At 66.2% G+C, this 18,932-nt stretch carries 18 protein-coding genes; 14 read left to right on the plus strand and 4 right to left on the minus strand.

Annotated features, from left to right (window positions below; translation table 11 throughout):
- Positions 1–25 precede the first annotated feature (25 nt).
- From ACEQZ0_RS02265 to ACEQZ0_RS02275, 3 genes are read left to right on the plus strand one after another with little or no spacing between them, the layout of a single operon-like run.
- Positions 26–376 (plus strand): hypothetical protein, encoded by a 351-nt coding sequence (locus ACEQZ0_RS02265; RefSeq protein ID WP_370187992.1) that lies wholly within the window; start codon positions 26–28, stop codon positions 374–376.
- Positions 369–1,754: an NAD(P)H-hydrate dehydratase gene (locus ACEQZ0_RS02270; protein WP_370187994.1), complete on the plus strand. Its 1,386-nt coding sequence runs from the start codon at positions 369–371 to the stop codon at positions 1,752–1,754. The genes ACEQZ0_RS02265 and ACEQZ0_RS02270 overlap by 8 nt, the downstream gene beginning before the upstream one ends.
- The gene (locus ACEQZ0_RS02275; RefSeq protein ID WP_370187996.1) at positions 1,751–2,947 is read left to right on the plus strand and encodes a class I SAM-dependent RNA methyltransferase; all 1,197 of its coding nucleotides are present in this window, start codon (positions 1,751–1,753) and stop codon (positions 2,945–2,947) included. The genes ACEQZ0_RS02270 and ACEQZ0_RS02275 overlap by 4 nt, the downstream gene beginning before the upstream one ends.
- Here ACEQZ0_RS02275 and ACEQZ0_RS02280 read toward each other — a convergent pair.
- The 4 genes from ACEQZ0_RS02280 to ACEQZ0_RS02295 are packed head-to-tail and all read right to left on the minus strand — an operon-like array spanning position 2,944 to position 5,735.
- Positions 2,944–3,720, minus strand: coding sequence for a hydrolase 1, exosortase A system-associated (locus tag ACEQZ0_RS02280; protein ID WP_370187998.1), 777 nt, complete (start codon positions 3,718–3,720; stop codon positions 2,944–2,946). The genes ACEQZ0_RS02275 and ACEQZ0_RS02280 overlap by 4 nt on opposite strands.
- The gene (locus ACEQZ0_RS02285) at positions 3,717–4,397 is read right to left on the minus strand and encodes a hypothetical protein (RefSeq protein WP_370187999.1); all 681 of its coding nucleotides are present in this window, start codon (positions 4,395–4,397) and stop codon (positions 3,717–3,719) included. Before ACEQZ0_RS02285 ends, ACEQZ0_RS02280 begins: the two co-directional genes overlap by 4 nt.
- 8 nt (positions 4,398–4,405) lie before the next feature.
- On the minus strand, positions 4,406–4,708 hold the full coding sequence (locus tag ACEQZ0_RS02290; RefSeq protein ID WP_370188002.1) for an acyl carrier protein: 303 nt from the start codon (positions 4,706–4,708) through the stop codon (positions 4,406–4,408).
- A 34-nt stretch (positions 4,709–4,742) separates the two neighbouring features.
- Positions 4,743–5,735 carry a GNAT family N-acetyltransferase gene (locus ACEQZ0_RS02295; RefSeq protein ID WP_370188004.1) on the minus strand — a complete coding sequence of 331 codons (993 nt, stop codon included), beginning with the start codon at positions 5,733–5,735 and terminating at the stop codon, positions 4,743–4,745.
- Between ACEQZ0_RS02295 and ACEQZ0_RS02300 the strand changes: the two genes are divergently transcribed.
- From ACEQZ0_RS02300 to xrtA, 11 genes are all read left to right on the plus strand, one after another.
- On the plus strand, positions 5,735–7,249 hold the full coding sequence (locus ACEQZ0_RS02300) for an acyl-CoA ligase (AMP-forming), exosortase A system-associated (RefSeq protein WP_370188005.1): 1,515 nt from the start codon (positions 5,735–5,737) through the stop codon (positions 7,247–7,249). The two genes, ACEQZ0_RS02295 and ACEQZ0_RS02300, sit on opposite strands and share 1 nt — an antisense overlap.
- On the plus strand, positions 7,246–8,472 hold the full coding sequence (locus ACEQZ0_RS02305) for a pyridoxal-dependent decarboxylase, exosortase A system-associated (protein WP_370188007.1): 1,227 nt from the start codon (positions 7,246–7,248) through the stop codon (positions 8,470–8,472). The genes ACEQZ0_RS02300 and ACEQZ0_RS02305 overlap by 4 nt, the downstream gene beginning before the upstream one ends.
- A gap of 160 nt (positions 8,473–8,632) precedes the next feature.
- A complete protein-coding gene (locus tag ACEQZ0_RS02310) occupies positions 8,633–9,277 on the plus strand; it encodes an XrtA/PEP-CTERM system exopolysaccharide export protein (RefSeq protein WP_370188008.1) in 645 nt (214 codons plus the stop codon).
- Positions 9,278–9,292: 15 nt separating this feature from the next.
- Positions 9,293–10,810 carry an XrtA system polysaccharide chain length determinant gene (locus ACEQZ0_RS02315; RefSeq protein ID WP_370188010.1) on the plus strand — a complete coding sequence of 506 codons (1,518 nt, stop codon included), beginning with the start codon at positions 9,293–9,295 and terminating at the stop codon, positions 10,808–10,810.
- 15 nt (positions 10,811–10,825) lie between these two features.
- Complete coding sequence (locus ACEQZ0_RS02320) at positions 10,826–11,896, plus strand: capsular biosynthesis protein (protein ID WP_370188012.1); 1,071 nt, start codon at positions 10,826–10,828, stop codon at positions 11,894–11,896.
- Positions 11,897–11,948: 52 nt separating this feature from the next.
- The gene (locus ACEQZ0_RS02325; RefSeq protein WP_370188014.1) at positions 11,949–13,571 is read left to right on the plus strand and encodes a preprotein translocase subunit YajC; all 1,623 of its coding nucleotides are present in this window, start codon (positions 11,949–11,951) and stop codon (positions 13,569–13,571) included.
- 14 nt (positions 13,572–13,585) lie between these two features.
- Positions 13,586–14,785 carry an XrtA/PEP-CTERM system-associated ATPase gene (locus tag ACEQZ0_RS02330; protein WP_370188016.1) on the plus strand — a complete coding sequence of 400 codons (1,200 nt, stop codon included), beginning with the start codon at positions 13,586–13,588 and terminating at the stop codon, positions 14,783–14,785.
- A gap of 15 nt (positions 14,786–14,800) precedes the next feature.
- A complete protein-coding gene (locus tag ACEQZ0_RS02335) occupies positions 14,801–15,670 on the plus strand; it encodes an XrtA system polysaccharide deacetylase (protein ID WP_370188017.1) in 870 nt (289 codons plus the stop codon).
- The gene (locus ACEQZ0_RS02340; RefSeq protein WP_370188019.1) at positions 15,667–16,725 is read left to right on the plus strand and encodes a FemAB family XrtA/PEP-CTERM system-associated protein; all 1,059 of its coding nucleotides are present in this window, start codon (positions 15,667–15,669) and stop codon (positions 16,723–16,725) included. The genes ACEQZ0_RS02335 and ACEQZ0_RS02340 overlap by 4 nt, the downstream gene beginning before the upstream one ends.
- Before the next feature lies 1 nt (position 16,726).
- Positions 16,727–17,950, plus strand: coding sequence for a TIGR03087 family PEP-CTERM/XrtA system glycosyltransferase (locus ACEQZ0_RS02345; protein WP_370188021.1), 1,224 nt, complete (start codon positions 16,727–16,729; stop codon positions 17,948–17,950).
- A complete protein-coding gene (gene xrtA / locus ACEQZ0_RS02350; protein WP_370188023.1) occupies positions 17,940–18,929 on the plus strand; it encodes an exosortase A in 990 nt (329 codons plus the stop codon). The genes ACEQZ0_RS02345 and xrtA overlap by 11 nt, the downstream gene beginning before the upstream one ends.
- Positions 18,930–18,932: the final 3 nt, after the last annotated feature.

Below are 18,932 nucleotides of genomic sequence, written 5' to 3' on the forward strand. Positions count from 1 at the left end.
GCGCCGCGCGTGGCAGCGCGGGGCGATGGCGAAGCCGTGCATCATCTCGATCTCGCCAGCGACCCTGCTGCTTGCGCTCGGGGCCTGTGGTTCGTCGCCCGATCGCAATGTCGGGCAGGCGGTCGCCTGCGCGCTCGACGGAACCGAGGAATTTGTCGATCGCTGCCGCCTGGTCGAGGTGGGCGAGGGCCGGGATACCCATTTTGCCATGCGCCATCCCGATGGTGGCTTTCGCAAGCTGGCACCCGCGGCAACGCCTGCCGGCTTTGTCGAATTCGACGGCGCGCAAGAGGCAAGCAGCTGGCGCGAGGGCGACGAGGTAGTGCTCGTGATCGGCACCGATCGCTACCGCTGGAAGGAGCCGCTCGATGAATAATGCCGTTCTGACGGTCGAGGCAATGCGGGCGGCCGAGCACGCGGCGATGCAGGCAGGCGTTAGCGAATGGGAGCTGATGCAGCGCGCGGGCGACGGCGCGGCGCAATGGATCATGCGCGTTGCCGCGGGGCGTCCGGTCGCGGTGCTGTGCGGCCCGGGGAACAATGGCGGCGATGGCTACGTCATAGCCGAAACGCTCATCCGGCGGGGCTACGAGGTGCAGGTCGTCGCGCCGGTCGAGCCGCGCAGCGAGACCGCGCGGCAGGCGCGCGAGCAGTATTCCGGGGCGGTCTTCGCCGCGTCCGAGTTGCGCCAGCCGGTGGTGGTCGATTGCCTGTTCGGTTACGGCCTGGCGCGACGGGTTGAGGGTGAATTTAGCAAATTGCTCGAACAATTGTCGACAAATGACTGTTACAAAGTAGCAATCGATGTCCCAAGTGTTGTAGAAAGTGACAGCGGCAAGGTCCTGGGCCCGCTACCCGACTATGATCTCACGCTCGCGCTGGGCGCATGGAAGCAGGCGCATGGCCTGATGCCTGCGATGGCGGCGATGGGTGTGAAGCGGCTCGTGCCCATCGGGCTTGATCTCTCGGGCGCCGATGCAGTGCTTTCGGCGCGACCGCAGCTGACGCCCCCCGCGCCCGATGCGCACAAGTACCGGCGGGGACTGCTGGCGGTGGTCGCCGGCGCGATGCCCGGGGCCCCGCAGCTCGCGGCCGAGGCGGCAATGCGCTCCGGGGCAGGCTATGTGAAGCTGCTGAGCGACCACGATCATGTTGGTGCTCCGCCCGATCTGGTGATCGAGCGAGGCGCTTTGGAAGAGCGGCTGGCTGACGATCGGATTGCGGCGATACTGGTGGGGCCGGGTCTCGGACGCGATGCCTCGGCGTGCGACCGGCTCGCGCAAGTGCTGGCCAGTGGCAAGCCGGCCGTGCTCGACGCCGATGCGCTGCACCTGCTCGACGCGGAGTTTCTCGCGCAGGCCGATGCCCGCAAACTCTGCGTGACCCCGCACGAGGGCGAACTTGAGAAACTGTGCGAAGTTTTCGACGTCGGCGACGGAAACAAGGCCGACCGTGCGCGGCGACTTCATGACGTCACCGGATTGACCGTCCTCGCCAAGGGCCCCGATACAGTACTGGCGAGCGGCGTCATGACGTCATTCTTCCCACGTTCATCGAGCTGGCTGTCGGTCGCGGGAACGGGCGACGTACTCGCCGGGATCGTCGCATCGCGGTTGGCGGTCCACGGCGAGCCGCATCGCGCTTGCGAGGAAGGCGTCTGGCTCCATCACGAGGCCGCCCGGCTGGCATCCCCCGCTTTCACCGCCGGTGGGCTTGCGCATGCGGTCAAACCGGCCATGGCGGCACTGCTGTGAGCGAAACCGAAACCATCATCCGTATCGCCGCGCGTGGCGATGGCGTCACACCATCGGGGCGGCACGTGGCGGGCGGGGTGCCGGGCGACCGGATCGACTCCAATGGAGCGCTGCTTCCCGGACCGCACCATGTCACGCCACCGTGCCCGCACTTTCCCACCTGCGGCGGCTGCCAGTTGCAGCATGCCGACGAGGAGGCGCTGCGCGGCTTTGTCACCGACCGCGTGGTGCATGCCGCCGAGGCGCAGGGTTTGGCGATCGGCGAACTGCTGCCGACTCATCTCTCGCCTGCGCATTCGCGCCGCCGGGCCACACTGCACGCGATGAAGGCTGGTAAAAGCGCCGTGGTAGGCTTTCGCGAGCGCGGCAGCCATCGCATCGTCGACATGCGCGCATGCTACATCCTTGCGCCCGAACTGTTCGACTTGGTTGCGCCGCTGCGTGCGCTCGTCGCTGCCCATGGCGGACGCCAGGCGGTCGATATCGAGCTGACACTGGTCGATCAGGGTATCGACTGCATGCTCAAGGGCATTGCGGCGGAGGGGCTCGCGGCGACCGAGGCGCTGCTCGATTTCGCGCGCGATCACGATCTCGCGCGGCTCTCGCTCGACCATGGCTACGGTCCCGAGACGGTGTGGGAACCGCAGCCGCTATCGATCACGCTGGGGAAAATCCCCGTGCCTTTCCCGCATGGCAGTTTCCTCCAGCCGACGCACGACGGCGAGGCCGTCCTGATAGAGGATGCGCGCAGCTATCTCGAGGACGCCGCGACCGTGGCGGATCTCTTCTCGGGACTTGGGACTTTCGCCTTTGCGCTGGCAGGTCAGCGCAAGGTGCTGGCAGTGGAGGCGGCGCGCGATGCGCATCTCGCCTGCAAGGCGGCCGCCAACGCGCGCGGCGTGCCCGTGCTGGCCATGCACCGCGACCTGTTCCGCAATCCGCTCCAGGCGGACGAGGCCGGCCGCTTCGGCGCTCTGCTGCTCGATCCGCCGCGTGCGGGCGCGCGCGAGCAGGTTGCCCAGATCGCCGCGAGCGGGGCGGAGCGCGTGGCCTATGTGAGCTGCAATCCGGCCAGCTGGGCGCGCGATGCCAGAGTGCTCGTCGATTCGGGCTTCAAGCTCGAGAAACTGCGACCAGTGGGCCAGTTCCGCTGGTCGACCCACGTCGAGCTGACCAGCTATTTCACCCGCTAGGCGCCGAGCGCCTCGATCAGCCGCGCGCGCAGCCAGTTGCGCGCTTCGGGGCTTGAATAGGCATGATCGGCGCCCGGGCAGCGCGCGATCCGCGCGTCGCCCGCATCCCATCGTTCGGCGAACACCTGCGCGGTTCGATCGCCTTCGGCAAGTAGGATTCGAGTTGCACCGGGAAAATCGGCGAGACCCCGCCGCATCTCCTCGGCGAGCGAGGAAGGTGCGCTGCGTGGCTGCGAGGCGCGCAGGAGCCCGCGAACCAGTTTTCGAAGGTCGACACCGCCTGAGACAAGGCGGATAACTTCCTTGGGATTCTTGAGTTTTTCAAGATAGCGCGCACGGATCGCCGCAGGCGGCGGTGTCGCGTCTTCGCTGTCCTCGATGGTCCAGGGATTGCTCAGCACCAGCGCCTCGCAGCCCGCGCCGCCCGCCAGCATCAGCGCGCTTGCGGCGTCGCAATTGCCGAAGCCGACGATCCGCTCGACCTGCGGCGCCATGGCGCGGAAGGCAAGCAGCGCGGCGGCGATGTCCTTCGCCGAGCGGCGGAAGCCGCGGTTTTCGCCCTCGCTGTCGCCGATGCCGCGGCGATCGAAGCGGAAGACGGGAAAGCCCGCCGCCGCGATCTCCGCCGCGAGCTGCGCCTGCCCGTTGAAAGCGCCCGCGCGGATCTCGTTGCCCCCGCTGACGATCAGCAGGCCGGTCTTGCCCGGCGCGGTATCGAGGGTGGCGCCGCAGCGCGCGCCCTGGCATTCGAAGGTCAGCGGCAGGCGGCTCATGCGTCCGTCATTCCCGCAGCGACGATCGCCGCCAGTGCATCGGCCTGCGCGGGATCGACATCGTTCTCGGCGCGCAGCCACAGCGGCTTGCCACCCACCTCTGCCTGTTCGATCACGGTCAATGCTTCGGAAGGCGCGACGGCACCCGCGTCGAGTTCGCGCACCAGTTCCGCACCGAGCGACCACCCGGCCAGATCGAGGCCCCGCTCGCGCCCCTCGGCGAGCAAGGATTCGGCACTTTCGCTACGCCCGGCCTCGCGCGCGGCGAGGGTGCGCGCGCGAAGCATACTCCGCAATATCTGGCCCGGCTTGGCCGGGGCATAGGCCCAGCCGGCCCATCCCTCGGGGACCAGCCACGCCCCCGACCGGATCGCGAGAACCTGCGAGGCGCGGAAATGCCTCGCGGCCACTGCGATAGCCTCGCGCCACCTGGCGATGCTCTGCTCGCCGTGCAGCGCGAGGCTTTCGTTGCAACCGGGCAGGTCCGGGAGGAAGCAGTCGATCGCCTGTGCGTCGAGCCGGCGCATGATTTGAAAGGCTTGGTGGCGGAACTTGTTGGCTTCGTCGAACAGGGGAGCGATCACGAGGAGGCGCTTCGACCGCGCCTTGTCGAAGCCGAGCACCATTTCCTCACCCGGCGAGCCATCGGGCTGCGGGCAAGGCCATGATGCATACATGGCCGGACTTAGCCCTCGACGACCTTGGCTTCGGCGAAGGCGAGCAGGCCGCCATAGGTCTCGAGCATTTCGCCGTCGACGTCCTCGTCCTCGATGACGATGTCGAGCCGGTCTTCCATTTCGGTGAGCAGCCCTGCGACCGCCATCGAATCGAGCTCGGGCAGATGGCCGAACAGCCCGGTGTCGCCGTCGAAGCCCTCGACCTGCTGGCGATCGAGCCCGAGCACGTCGCACAGGATCGCACGCAGCGTCTGGTCGATATCGCTACGGCTCGGCCCGGTCGGCGCGGCATTGGCGGTTTCGGCGGTCATTCGTGAGGCTTCCCCTGCTTCGAAGGCGATGCCCTTAGCTGGGCCGATTGTGCGGTGCAAGGTGGCGCAGGAGCGCCTTGCCGAGTGCCGGCCAGGCCCGCGGTTGGCGCCAGTCGAGCGCTGTGAGGCGATAGCGCGGCCGGTTCACCTCCATCCAGTCGCGCTTGTAGGCATCGCTGCCGGTGCCGAAATCGACCAGCTCGACCCGGTCGGTATCGATGACATGCTCGAACAAGGCGGCGCTGAGCGTCGTTCCGGCCGACAGCGGCTTGGCCGCTTCGACATGTGCCAGCTTGTGGATGTAGGCAGTGCCGTTTTCGACCGTCCAGAATTGCGCTGCGACGGGCACACCGTCGCTACGGGCGATGCCAAGGCGGATACGCCCCGCCTCGCCTTCGGCGTGGGCGAAAGCCTCGAGGATGTCGGCGCGTTCCTCCTCGGGCTTCCAGCTCTCGGCGTAGATCGCCCGATAGTCGTGCCACGCCGCCTCGTCGAAGCTGGTCAGGATCTCCACTTCCACCTTTTTCGCCTTGCGCTTGAGCGTGGTGCGCATCTTCCCGGGGCGCGTCGACCAATAGTCGGCGAAGCTGCGCCCCGCGACGGGAAGCACGTGGTTTTCGTCGCAGGCTTCGCGGAAAACCAGCCAGCCGGCGTTACGGAAGGCATCTTCGACTCGCGAAGCGCTGCCGTCCTCGTCGGGAAGCGGTGACAGCGTGACGCGGTGCGTGTGTTTGCGCAGGTCGCGGGCGAGGGCAGTGAGCAGCCCGGAGGCCCGGCCCAGCGGGCGCCAGGTGAAGCTGAACCAGTTGGTCAGGCTGGCGAACCCCTCCTCGGTACGCCGCAAGACGAGCGCGACGCGGTCACCGTAACCTTCGGCCATCGCGATGAACGGCCGTTCCAGCAGCGCAAACCAGTCGAGCCTGTCGAAAGGCCCCTCGGCGGGCCAATCCAGCGCTTGCAGTTTGGTAAGGCTGTCGTGATAGCTGACCGCGATGTCCACCCGGAATTCCTCGCTCAGGAGCGTCAATGCCTGATCCCACGCCCTTTCCGCTCGATCAACTGGCCGAGCGCGGACGTGCACAGGCGCCTGCACTGGTGCTGCGCGACCGCACGCTTAACTTCGAGGAGTTGAGGAAACGTGTCGCCCTGCTCGCGGGATGGCTGGCGACGAAGGCAGCGAAGGGCGCCCGTGTGGCGAGCTGGGCGGCCAAGGGCGAACTGACCTGCCTGCTGCCGCTCGCTGCGGCGAGGGCCGGGCTGGTGCATGTGCCGATCAACCCGCTGCTCAAACGCGCGCAAGTGGCACATATCCTGTCCGACAGCGGCGCGGTGCTGCTGATGGGGACCAAGGCGCGTCTCGCTTCGCTCGAAGAGGGCGATGCGCCTGAGGAATGCGAGATAATCGAAGAAGCCGAGGTCCTCGCGCAAGCGGAGGCCGAGGACGCCACGCCGGGCCCATCGGATCACGATCCCCACGAACTGGCGGCGATCCTCTACACCAGCGGTTCGACCGGCAAACCCAAGGGCGTCATGCTGAGCCATGCCAATATGTGGCTCGGCGCGGTCAGCGTGGCGCACTATCTCGGTCTCGAGCAGGACGACGTCACGCTGGCGGTTCTGCCGCTGAGCTTCGATTATGGCCAGAACCAGCTGCTTTCGACCTGGTATGCCGGTGGCAGCGTCGTACCGCTCGATTTCCTCTTCCCGCGCGATGTGGCCAAGGCCTGCGCCAGCAACGGCGTGACCACGCTCGCCGCGGTGCCTCCGCTATGGGTCCAGCTGACCGGCCTGGACTGGCCTTCAGAGGCGGTTGCGAGCATGCGGCGGCTGACCAATTCGGGCGGCGCGCTGACGATCGATCTGGTGAGAGACTTACGCAACAAGTTTCCGGAAACACAGATTTTTCCTATGTACGGCCTGACTGAAGCCTTCCGCTCGACCTGTCTCGATCCCGCGCTCGTCGACACGCATCCTACCTCGATGGGCAAAGCCATTCCCTTCGCCGAGATCCTCGTTGTCGCCGACGATGGCGCGCTCGCTGCCGCGGGGCAGGAGGGCGAACTGGTCCACTGCGGGCCGTTGGTGGCGCAGGGCTATTGGCAGGATGCCGAACGCACCGCGGAGCGCTTCAAGCCGGCGCCGCCGATGTCCGAGCATGCGGGGACGGCGGTGTGGTCGGGCGACCGGGTCGTGCGGGATAAGGATGGCCTGCTCTATTTCGTCGGCCGCCGCGACGCGATGATCAAGAGCGCCGGCAACCGGATCAGCCCGCAGGAAATCGAAAGCGCGGCGCTCGGCACCGGCCTGGTTGCCGAGGCGGTCGCACTCGGCGTGAAGGATGAGCGGCTCGGGCATGCAATCCATCTCGTGGTACGTCCCACCGCCGGTGCGATCGACCCCGAAGTCACGCTGCCGAAGGCCCTGCAGAAGGAACTGCCCAATTTCATGCAACCGCATGTCATCCACTGGCGCGAGAGCCTGCCGCTCAATCCCAATGGCAAGCTGGACCGGACGGCCATCGCGGCGGAGATCGGGGCATGAAGCCGCTTGGTCCCATTCCCGCAGGTTACGAAGCGATCGATGGCGAACTGGCGATCGGCGGACAACCGGCGAGCCACTGGGTCGAACGGGGTGGGCGCACGCCGTTGTTCGTCTATTCACGGGATCTGGTCGCCCGGCGCTTTGCCGCGTTGCGAGCGGCCATGCCGGATCGGCTGAAAATCAATTATGCAATAAAAGCGAACAGTTTCTCTCCGCTTCTTAAATTCGTTTCCACACTTGCCGACGGGCTCGATATTGCCTCGGGCGGCGAATTGGAGATGGTCCGGGCGAGCGGGTTCGACCTGTCGCGCGTCAGCTTCGCCGGACCGGGCAAGCGCGACGAGGAAATCGAAACGGCGATTGCCACCGGGGTCACGCTCAACCTCGAAAGCGAAGCCGAGGCGGAACGCGCGCTGGCTATCGCCGCTCGCCTGAATGTGCAGCCGCGTCTCGCCGTGAGGGTCAATCCCGATTTCGAGCTCAAGGGCTCGGGGATGAAGATGGGTGGCGGAGCCAAGCCTTTCGGTGTCGATGCCGAACGCGTTCCCGCGCTGATCCGGCGCATCGTCGAAGCGGGCTGCGAGTTTCGCGGTCTGCACATTTTCACCGGCAGCCAGGCGCTCTCGGCCGAGGCGGTGATCGACATGCAGGCCAAGGTGCTCGACTGCGCCGACCGCCTCGCCACGGAGGCGGGGGTGGTACTGCCCAAGCTGAACATGGGCGGCGGCTTCGGCATTCCCTATTTTCCCGGCGATACACCGCTCGATATCGCAGCGGTCGGTGAAGCACTGGAAGACCGCTTTTCCGACCTGCCCGATACGCTCGCGGAGGCCGAGCTTTTTATCGAGCTCGGCCGCTATCTCGTTGGCGAAGCCGGGGTTTATCTCACCCGCATTGTCGACCGGAAGGTCAGCTATGGCGAGACCTATCTCGTCACCGATGGCGGACTGCACCACCAGCTTGCCGCCTCGGGCAATTTCGGCACCGTGGTGCGGCGCAATTATCCCGTCGCCATTGCCAGCCGCTTCGATACCGAGGGAGAGGAAGAGGTCAATGTCGTCGGCTGCCTGTGCACCCCGCTCGACCGACTTGCCGACAAGGCGCTGTTGCCGCATGCCGAGGTGGGCGATCTGGTCGCGGTGTTCTGCGCCGGCGCCTATGGTGCAAGCGCATCGCCCAGTGCCTTTCTGGGACAGGGTCCCGCAGCCGAAATGCTTGTCTGAAACCTCTGTGGTAAGGCGCGCAAAATGCGGGCTTTCGGTGGGTTCGCTGCCCCATGGCTAACCGACTGTTCACCTTTTTCGGGCAATAGTTGGATAAATCAGGCCATTACCGGGCGCAGCCTGCGCCTCGATCGACCGCGGAAACACCAGGGATATACTTATGCGCTTCACCCGAACTGCCAGGCTCCTTGCCGGATGCGCCGCATCCACGCTTGTCCTGGGCGGCTGCACGGCCGGGCCCGAGGCGGAGCTGCCACCGGCGACCTTCGTCGCCATGCAGGAAGGGCCGGGCGAGGAATATGTGATCGGCCCGCTCGACGAGCTGACGATCCATGTGTGGCGCAACCCCGAACTGGGTGCCGAGAAGATTCAGGTGCGCCCCGATGGCCGCATCACCATTCCGCTGGTCAAGGACATGCCTGCGGTGGGCAAGACCCCCTCGATGCTCGAGGAAGACATCCGCCTCCAGCTGAGCCAGTATATCGAGGACCCGCTGGTCTCGGTGATTGTCAACGAATTCGCCGGCACCTTCAGCCAGCAGGTCCGCATCGTCGGTGCCACCGAGAAACCGGCCTCGCTGCCCTATCGCGCCAACATGACCGTGCTCGACGCCATGATCGCGGTTGGCGGGCTGTCCGAATTCGCCGCCGGCAACCGCGCCAAGCTGATCCGTTTCGACAAGCAGCTCGGCCGCCAGCGCGAATATGCGCTACGCCTTACCGACCTGCTCAAGCGCGGCGACAGCAAAGCCAACGTCCTCCTCCAGCCGGGCGATGTCATCATCATCCCCGAGAGCACGTTCTAGGAAGGGCCGGGGGGCATGCAGGACGTTCTCGACGAACTTCGCAGCGCGCTGCATACGGTTTGGAACCGCCGCTGGATCGCGCTCGCCGTGGCCTGGGTGGTCTGCATCCTCGGCTGGCTCGCGGTCGCCTTCATCCCCAATAGCTACGAAAGCCGTGCGCGGATCTATGTCGAGCTCGAAGACGTGCTGTCCGAGCAGCTCGACATTTCGGGAGACGGCAAGCAGGCGATCACCAAGGTGCGCCAGACGCTGGTCAGCGCGGTCAATCTCGAACGCGTGATCCGCAGCACCAAGCTCGGCGACAAGATCGCCACCGATGCCGAGATGCAGGGTGCGGTGCAGGACCTGACCAAGAATATCGTGGTCAAGAGCGAGGAGGACAATCTCTTCGAAATCACCGCTACGGTCGGCAAATCCAGCCTCAGCGACGCCGAAAACGCCGCGCTCGCCAAGGACGTGGTGCAGCGGCTCATCGACATCTTCCGTGAATCGAACATTGCCGGCAATCGCGGCGACGTTGCCGAAACGCTCGCCTTCCTCGACCAGCAGCTCGAGGAGCGCAAGCGCGAGCTCGAAGCGGCCGAACAGCGTCGCCTGGCGTTCGAGGCCGAACATCCCGACCTGATTGGGGGCACCGGCACGGTATCGGGGCGCCTCCAGACCATGCGCACCGAAATGCGCGGGATCGATGCCGATATCGCCGCGGCGCAGAGCGCGCTGGCGGCCATCAACGGGCAGATTTCCAGCACGCCGCGCAGCATAGTGACCGCCGAGAGCGGCGGCGCACGCGGCGCGCTGATGCAGGCACAGGCGCAGCTGGCGGCGATGCGTGCGCGCGGCCTGACCGATAGCCATCCCGACATCCAGGCGCAGAAACGCCAGGTCGAGGCATTGCGCGAACAGGCCGCCGGCGAACCCGCCGGCTCGAGCGGTTCGCCCAATCCCGCCTATACCTCGCTGATGTCGATCCGCGCCGAACGCCAGGCCAACGTCCAGGCGCTCGAGGCGCGCAAGGCGGCCCTCCAGTCCGACATTTCGGCGTTGATCGCCGCGCAGGCGGACGAGCCTGCCGTGGCCGCCGAAGCCAACCGCATCAGTCGCGACTATGAAGTGCTCAAGGACAAGTATGACGAGCTGCTCAAGAACCGCGAGGAGATGCGCCTTCGCGGTCAGGTGGAAACCGAACGCAGCGCCTTCCAGTTCGAGGTCATCGACCCGCCGACGGCGCCGCGCCATCCCGCAGCACCCAACCGGCCCTTGCTGCTGCTCGGCGTGCTGATCGTGGGGATCGCGGTGGGTGGGGGCGTGGCCTTCGTGATGGGCCAGCTCAAGTCGAGCTTCACCACCGCCGACAAGCTCGAGCACGTGCTCGACCTGCCGGTTATCGGGACGATTTCGCGGTCGATGACCGATGCTGCGCGGGCGCGAGAGACACTGCGCCGCAAGCAGTTCCTTGCCGGTGCAGGGGGGCTGGCAGCGGTGTGCTTTCTGCTGCTGGCCGTCGAAATGGTCCAGGTCGGCTCGGTGGCCTGAGGGGGATACGTGTCAGTGAACAAGCCCACCAATATCGAACCGCCCAAGGACGGGACGAAGGACGCTAGCGCCAAGCCCAAGCGCGGTTCGCTGCTCGAACGCGCCAGCAGCACCTTTGGCTTCGACAAGCTTGCGCCGGCCGCGGTGCCCGACAGGCTCGACAGCGAAAAGACCAAGAAGTTCGCGCCCAAGCGGCAGTCGGAAGCGGCTGCGTCGGTAGAGGCGCCCACGCCAGCGCCGACCGAGCAGCCTCGCCGTCGCGCGTCGGACTGGATCGGCGACGCAGCGGTCGCCGATGCGTCGCCGAAACCGCCGACACCGGCCGTTCCGGTCGAGCCCGATGGCCCTGCCGTCTCCTTTACAGGACCCAAGCGGGAAATCGTCCGCTCGCTCCTGCGCGAGCAAGGCCTGATCGATCCCGATGGCGGGGCCTCGACGCTGCTCGAGGAATTCCGCATCGTGAAGCGCCAGGTTCTCGCCGCGGCCAAGGCTGCCGGAACGCAGCATGCGCGCCGGGTGCTCGTCTGTTCGCCGCATCCCAACGAGGGCAAGACCTTCTGCGCGCTCAATCTGGCGATTGCGCTGGCGGGGGAACGCGACATGGAGGTGCTCCTGATCGACGCCGATTTCGGCAAGCCGTCGATCATGTCCAAGCTCGGCCTCGAGGCGGGCAAGGGCTTCATGGATGTCCTCGCCGACCCGTCGGCGCATGTCGAAGACTATGTCGTCGGGACAGACATTCCCGGCCTGTTCGTGCTGCCCGCCGGCCAGCGCACCGGGCGCGACAGCGAATATCTCGCCAGCGAGCGGACCTGGTCGGTGCTCAACCGCCTGACCCGCGGCGCACCCAACCGGATGATCGTGTTCGACAGCCCGCCCGCGCTCGCGGCGACGCCGGCGGCCGAGCTTGCCAAGCATGTCGGTCAGGCCCTGCTGGTCGCACGCGCCGACATGACCGGCCGTGCGGCGCTCGAAGATGCGATCGATCTCCTGTCGGCCTGTCCCGACATCAAGCTGTTGCTCAACGATGCGACCTTCAGTCCGAGCGGTCGCAAATTCGGCACCTATTACGGATATGGGGAGTAAACCCATGGCCCATTGTACGAAATTCGCTTCATTGACCTTCGCTTCGATAGGGATGGCCTTGCTCCATGGCGCCCCGCTGCACGCACAATCCTACCAGGGAGCCGATGCGGAGGAGAGCGAGGCCGGGGGCGTTGCCTATGGCGGCGGACGCACGACCATCGATCCGTATATCGAAGCCAACTCGCTCGCCAGCTGGCAGATTTCGCCGGGCAACGACGTGGTCACCTATACGCAGCTCGCGGCAGGGGTGGATGCCTCGATCGTCGGCCGGAACAATGGTGGCAGCGTCTCGCTGCGCTACGAACGCAATTTCGCCCATCAGTCTGACGGAGCGGATTCGGATACGATCACGGGTGTCGCGCGCGGCTACGCCTCGATCGTTCCGCGTGTGCTGACAGTGGAGGCCGGTGCGCTTGCCAGCAGCACCCGCGTCGATGCGCAGGGACGCTCGGTGTTCAACCCGCTGGTCGACGACAATCTGACGACGCAGACCTACTCTGCCTATGCCGGGCCCAACCTGCAGACTCGCGCGGGTGATGTCGACGTCAGCGCGAACTATCGTATCGGCTACACCCGCGTCGACGGTCCGGATTTCGTGACCGCCACGGGAACTGCGGCGGATCTGTTCGACGAAAGCATCACGCATAGCGCGACCCTGCGTGCGGGAACGCGCCCGGGCGAACCGCTTCCCGTCGGGATCGGCGTTGGCGCGGGCTATTACCAGGAGGACGTCTCGAACCTCGACCAGCGCGTGCGCGATGCCTACGTTCGCGGCGATGTGACCGTGCCGGTCTCTTCGTCGCTGGCTATCGTTGCCGGTGCGGGCGTCGAGGACGTCGAAGTTTCGAGTCGCGACGCGGTGCGCGATGCCGACGGCATTCCGGTGATCGGGCCCGACGGTCGCTATGTCACCGATTCGGCAAGCCCGCGTATCATCGCCTATGAGGCAAGCGGGCTGATCTGGGATGTCGGCGTCGTCTGGTCGCCCAGCAGCCGTACCCAGCTCGAGGCGCATTTCGGCCATCGCTACGACAGCGAGACCTTTTACGGCAATTTCAGCTGGAAGCCGAGCAGCCGCAGCAACCTCTCGATCGGCGTCTACGACGGGATCCAGGGTTTTGGTGGCCGCTTGAACAACGCATTGGCCGCGCTGCCGACCGATTTCACCGTCACCCGCGACCCGGTAACGGGCGAGCTGACCGGCTGCGTCAACACGCTCGACGGCAGCGGTTGCCTCGACGGTCTGCTCGGCTCGGTCCGCTCCTCTGTCTTCCGCGGGCGCGGCGTGGTCGCCAGCTATTCGCGCCGCATCGGTCGCATGACAGCTCAGGTCGGCGCGGGCTACGACCGCCGCAAGTTCATCGGCGCCCCGGGCACCGTGCTCGCACTCGCCGATGGCGTGGTCGACGAAAGCTATTACGTGGCCGCCGGGCTCGGTGGTCCGGTCGGCCCGCGCGGCTCGTTCTCGGTCAACACCTACGCCAGCTGGTTCGACAGCGGCACTGCCGGTGCTGGTAACGTCAGCGCGATCGGCGGATCGGCGAGCTATAGCGAAGAGGTTTTCCGCAACCTCTCGGCGCGGGCGGCGGTGGCGATTTCGATGCTCGACAGCGATCTCGCACCCGATAACTTCACTACCGCCTCGGCCCTGCTCGGCCTGCGCTACGATTTCTGATAGGACGGCACCCGATGTACGAAGAATTCTACGGTTTCAGCGAGCGCCCCTTCCAGCTCACGCCCGATCCGGCGTATTATTTCGAGAGCGTCACGCACAAGAAGGCGCTGAGCTATCTCGGCTATGGCCTCAACCAGGGCGAGGGCTTCATCGTCATCACCGGCGAGGTTGGTTCGGGCAAGTCGACGCTGGTCGCGCATCTCAAGCAGAAGCTCGACGACAAGCGCATGACGGTGGGCGAGGTTGTCACCAGCGCGCTCGACGGCGAGGAGATGATCCACGTCGCCGCGCGCAGTTTCGGGCTCGACGTCGAGGGTGGCGACAAAGCCGCAGCGCTCGCTTCCATCGAATTGTTCCTTCATGAAGAGGCGCGTCATGGACGGCGCTGCCTGCTGATCGTCGACGAGGCGCAGAACCTCTCGATCGGGGCGCTCGAAGAGCTGCGCATGCTGTCGAACTTTCAGCTCGGCTCGCATCCGCTGCTGCAGACGCTGCTGCTCGGCCAGCCCGAGTTCAAGCAGTTGCTGGCGCATTCGGACGAGCTCGAGCAGTTGCGCCAGCGCGTCATTGCCGCGCATCATCTGGAGCCGATGCAGCCGGGCGAGATCGAACCCTATGTCATGCACCGTCTGCGTCACGTGGGCTGGGACGGCAATCCCGAGATCGCCAGCGGTGTCTGGGTCAAGCTGCACAAGGCCAGCGGAGGTATTCCTCGCAAGGTCAATCAGGTCATGACCCGCCTGCTCTTGCTGGGAGCGGTCGAGGAGCAGGCGGTTCTCGAGACCGACATGCTCGATGCCGTGGTCGAGGAAATGGCCGGCGACGCGGCACCCGAGGCACCGGTTGCGGCCAAGCCGCGCCCGGATCGCGACCTTCCCGCCGCCGACGCGATCGCACGCGCGCGAGACGAGGCCCGCCCGACTGTAACAGCCTCCCCGGAGGACTCGGGCCCGGCGCGCGAAAAGGGCCTGCTCGATCACCAGATCGAGGCCATCGAGGCTGCCTTTACCGAGCGCGACAAGCATCTCGCCTCGCTGCGCCGCGAAGTCGAAAGATTGGGGGCAGATCGCGCCGCGGGCGATATGTCGGAGGAAGTCGATCAGCGGCTGGCTGCGATCGAAGCGCGGCTCGACGAGCAGGAACGCTCGCTGCGCCATGTGCTGACCATGATGATCGACTATTTCGAGGCGCAAGGGTCGCGCGCGGCCGCATAGCTTTCGGGAGGGGGCGTGGAGAACAGCACCATCGTCAACGGCCTGTCGGTCGATGTCGAGGACTGGTTCCAGGTCGGCGCGTTCGAGAACACGATCTCGCGCGACGATTGGGACAGCCTCGACCTGCGCGTGGGCGACAATGTCGCGCGCATCCTCGACCTGTTCGACGAGGCCGGGGTCAAGGCGACCTTCTTCACGCTGGGCTGGGTCGCCGAGCGCAACAAGCCGGCGATGCGCGCCATCGTCGAGCGCGGACACGAGCTGGCCAGCCACGGATACGACCACACGCGCGTGTTTAGCTTCACGCGGGACGAGTTCGCCGCGGATATCGCGCGGGCGCGGGCGATCCTCGAGGATGCCGGGGGGCAGAAGGTCACCGGTTATCGCGCGCCGAGCTTCTCGATCGATGCGCGCAATCGCTGGGCTCACGAGGTGCTGGCCGAGCACGGGTATGCCTATTCCTCTTCGGTCGCGCCCGTGGTGCACGATCACTATGGATGGCGCGAGGCGCCGCGCTTTGCCTTCAACCCGGTGGCGGGTAGCGAGCTTGTCGAAATTCCGGTCACAACCGCGCTTTTTCGCGGGCGTCGACTGGCGGCGGGCGGCGGCGGCTTTTTCCGCGTGCTGCCCTATGGGTTCAGCCGCTGGGCGATCCGGCAGGTCAATCGCGAAGGGCGGCCGGCGGTGTTCTACTTCCATCCCTGGGAGGTCGATCCCGGGCAGCCGCGCGTAGCCCGCGCGCCGCTCCGCTCGCGGCTGCGCCACTACACCAATCTCAACCGGATGGCGGACAAGCTTTCCACCCTGCTCGGCGACTTCGCCTGGGGGCGCATGGATGCGCTCGCCGCTCGCGAGAAACCGCGCAGTCTCGCCTGGGCAGCATGACCACCGCGCCGGGCCCAGCGATGTTCGTCCGCCTGGCGGATATGCACGACGCGCGCGAATCTGCGCGGATCGAAGCCTTCGTCGCGGAACACCCGTCGACGCCCTTCCATCGCCCGGCATGGCTGCAGGCGATCGAGGAGGGGACGGGGCAACGTGCATTCGGTCTTGTGGCCGAGCGCGCCGGCGTGATCGCGGGGTGGCTTGCGCTGACCGAAGTTCGTTCGGTGCTGTTTCCCCCGGCCCTGGTTTCCGGTGCTTTCGGCGTTGGCGGTGGCGTGCTGGCAGAGACCGACGAAGCAGGCGCCATGTTGCTCCGCGCAGCGCAGGAAATGGCGCAGCGTCTGTCGGTTTCCTCTGTCGAATTGCGGGGCGGGACTGCCAACGAAGGCTGGCAGCCGATCACCGGCAAGCATGCCAATTTTTCGCGCCCCTTGGCCGAGGACCGCGAGGCCGAACTCGCGGCGATCCCGCGCAAGGCTCGCGCCGAAGTGCGCAAATGCCTGCGCTCGCCGCTGGAGATCGTGGTGGGGCACAGCGATCACCTCGATACCTTCTATCGCTGCTATGCGGAAAGCGTGCACAATCTCGGAACGCCGGTCTTCCCACGCAAGCTATTTGCCGCGGTACTCGGGCATTTCGGCGAAGACGCCGATATCTTGACCGCGCTGCATGAGGGACGCGGCGTGTCGAGCGTGCTGTCGCTCTATCACCAGGGTGCAGTGATGCCTTATTGGGGCGGGGGCGGGCTCGAGGCGCGGGCGCTCAAGTCGAACGAACGCATCTATTTCGAGCTCATGGATCATGGCCGCGCAAGGGGGTGTACGCAATTCGACTACGGTCGTTCGAAAGTCGGCAGCGGGCCCTACAATTTCAAGAAATGGCAGGGCTTCGAACCCGAACCGCTGACCTATTGGAGCTGGACCGCCCCCGGCAGCACAGCGCGCAATATCGATCCGACCGACCAGAGCTATTCGGCGAGCATCGATCTGTGGAAGATGCTGCCGCTGTCGGTGGCCACGCGGATCGGGCCCTTCATCGCGCGCGGGCTGGGCTGACATGGGCGAGATACTATTCCTCGCGCACCGCGTGCCCTTTCCGCCGGATCGCGGCGACAAGATCCGTTCGCACCACCTGCTCCAGGGACTGGCGAAGCTCGGCCCGGTGCATGTCGGCACCTTCGGCGAGACAGCGCTCGACATGGCGCAAAAGCCCACCCTGGCCGAACTCGCGAAGACGCATGCGCTGATCCATCGCGCCAAGCCGTTGCCGCTGGCGGGGGCGGAAGCGCTGTTGCGGGCAAGGCCGGTGAGCCTGACCGCCTTCGAGGACGCGGCGATGCACCGCTATGTCGCGAAGACGCTGACCAACCACCCGATCGAGACGATTTTCGTCTTCTCCGGCCAGATGGGGCAGTATGTCCCCGAAAGCTATCGCGGGCGCGTGATCTTCGACCTGTGCGATGTCGATAGCGCCAAGTTCGAAGCCTATGCCAATGCCGGGCAGCGCAAGTGGATCAACCGGCGGGAAGGCCGCCTGCTCGCGCGCGAGGAAGAACGGCTCGCCCGGCGCGCCGACACCACCTTGCTGATCAGCGAGAACGAGGCCGAGCTGTTCCGCTCGCGGCTCGAGGATCCTGCTGCTGCCCGATTGTTCGCACTGGGCAACGGGATCGATGCAGGGTTCTTCGATCCTGCGCCGGTCCCGCTCCAGCCCGATCTCGAAGAGGGCGAGGACCCGCAACTCGTTTTCACCGGGCAGATGGATTACGCGCCCAATATCGCCGCCGCCGAGTGGATGATCGAAGAGGTCATGCCCGCGCTGCGCAAGACCTATGCGCGGGCACGGTTCCACGTCGTCGGTCGCGCTCCGGTCAAGAGCCTGCGCGACCGGCATGGCGAGAACGGGACGCGCGTCTGGGGCGAAGTTCCCGATGTGCGCCCCTATCTCAAATCGGCCGACCTCGTCGTTGCACCGTTGCTGATTGCACGCGGCGTGCAGAACAAGGTGCTCGAGGCGATGGCGATGGCCCGGCCTGTCGTGCTGACCCCGGGGGCGGCGACGGGCATAGATGCCTGCGACGGCGAGCACTTCGCCATCGCGCGTGCCGAACCGGCCACTATGCTGGCGCGAATCGAGGATCTGCTCGCCGCCCCAGAGGATGCGCGGGCCATGGGAATGGCGGCGCGCCAGTTCGTGGTCGACCGGATGAGCTGGGACCGCGTCGAGGCTGCGCTTGCCGAGCTTGTCGGCGGAGAGCAAGCGGCGCGCGATGCCGCGTGATCTCTCCTTGACCGGGCCGGCCGTGGCGGAGCGGTTCCAACCGGGTTTCATGACCCTGTGTGCAGCGATCGCGGTGATCGCTCTCACCTTCGCCGACTGGCGCGAAATGGCGCACCAGTGGTGGGATATCGACACATACAGCCACATCCTGCTCGTCCCGCCGATCATCGCGTGGTTGGTATGGCTCCGCCGTGACGAGCTGGGGAAGGTGCCGATCGCGGGATGGTGGCCGGGGCTCGCCTGGACGCTGCTTGGCCTGGCGACATGGCTTGCTGGCCGACACTTCGCAATCAACACGATGGCGCAGGGCGGCGCGGTGATCGCGCTGCAAGGGGCAGTGTTCGCGATCCTTGGCCTGCGGGCGGGCCTCATCCTCGCCTTTCCGGTCGCCTATCTTTTCGTGCTAATCCCCTTCGGCGGAGAGTTCATCCCGCCGCTTCAGGTCATAACTGCCGAGATCGCCACCGCGCTGACCCGGCTGAGCGGCATCGAGACCATTGCCGAGGGCATCCATATCGATACGCCCGCAGGCCTGTTCATCGTTGCCGAGGAATGTTCGGGGGTGAAATTCCTCATCGCAATGCTCGCACTCGGCGTCTTGGTGGCGCACAGCCGCTTTGCCAGCTGGACGCGCCGCTTGTGGTTCCTGCTCGCCTGTCTCGTCGTGCCGATCATCGCCAACGGTATCCGCGCATGGGCGACGATCTACCTCGCCCAATATGTGGGGGCCGAGGCGGCCGGAAGCTTGGATCACATCGTCTATGGTTGGGTCTTCTTCGGCTTGGTCATCGCGCTGGTCCTCGGTTTTGCCTGGCGCTGGTTCGAGCGCGATCCGGAGGAAGCGGGCTGGTCCGCCGAGGAGGTCGATACGATGCCGCTCGTCCGCCGGTTGGAGGCCCGCCGCATGAGTCCGGCATTGGCCTTCGCTGCAGTGCTGGCTGCCGCATTGGTCTTTGCCGTGCTTGCGCGGCTCGTATAGGCA

Source organism: Qipengyuania sp. (genome assembly GCF_964227205.1).
Lineage (GTDB): Bacteria > Pseudomonadota > Alphaproteobacteria > Sphingomonadales > Sphingomonadaceae > Qipengyuania.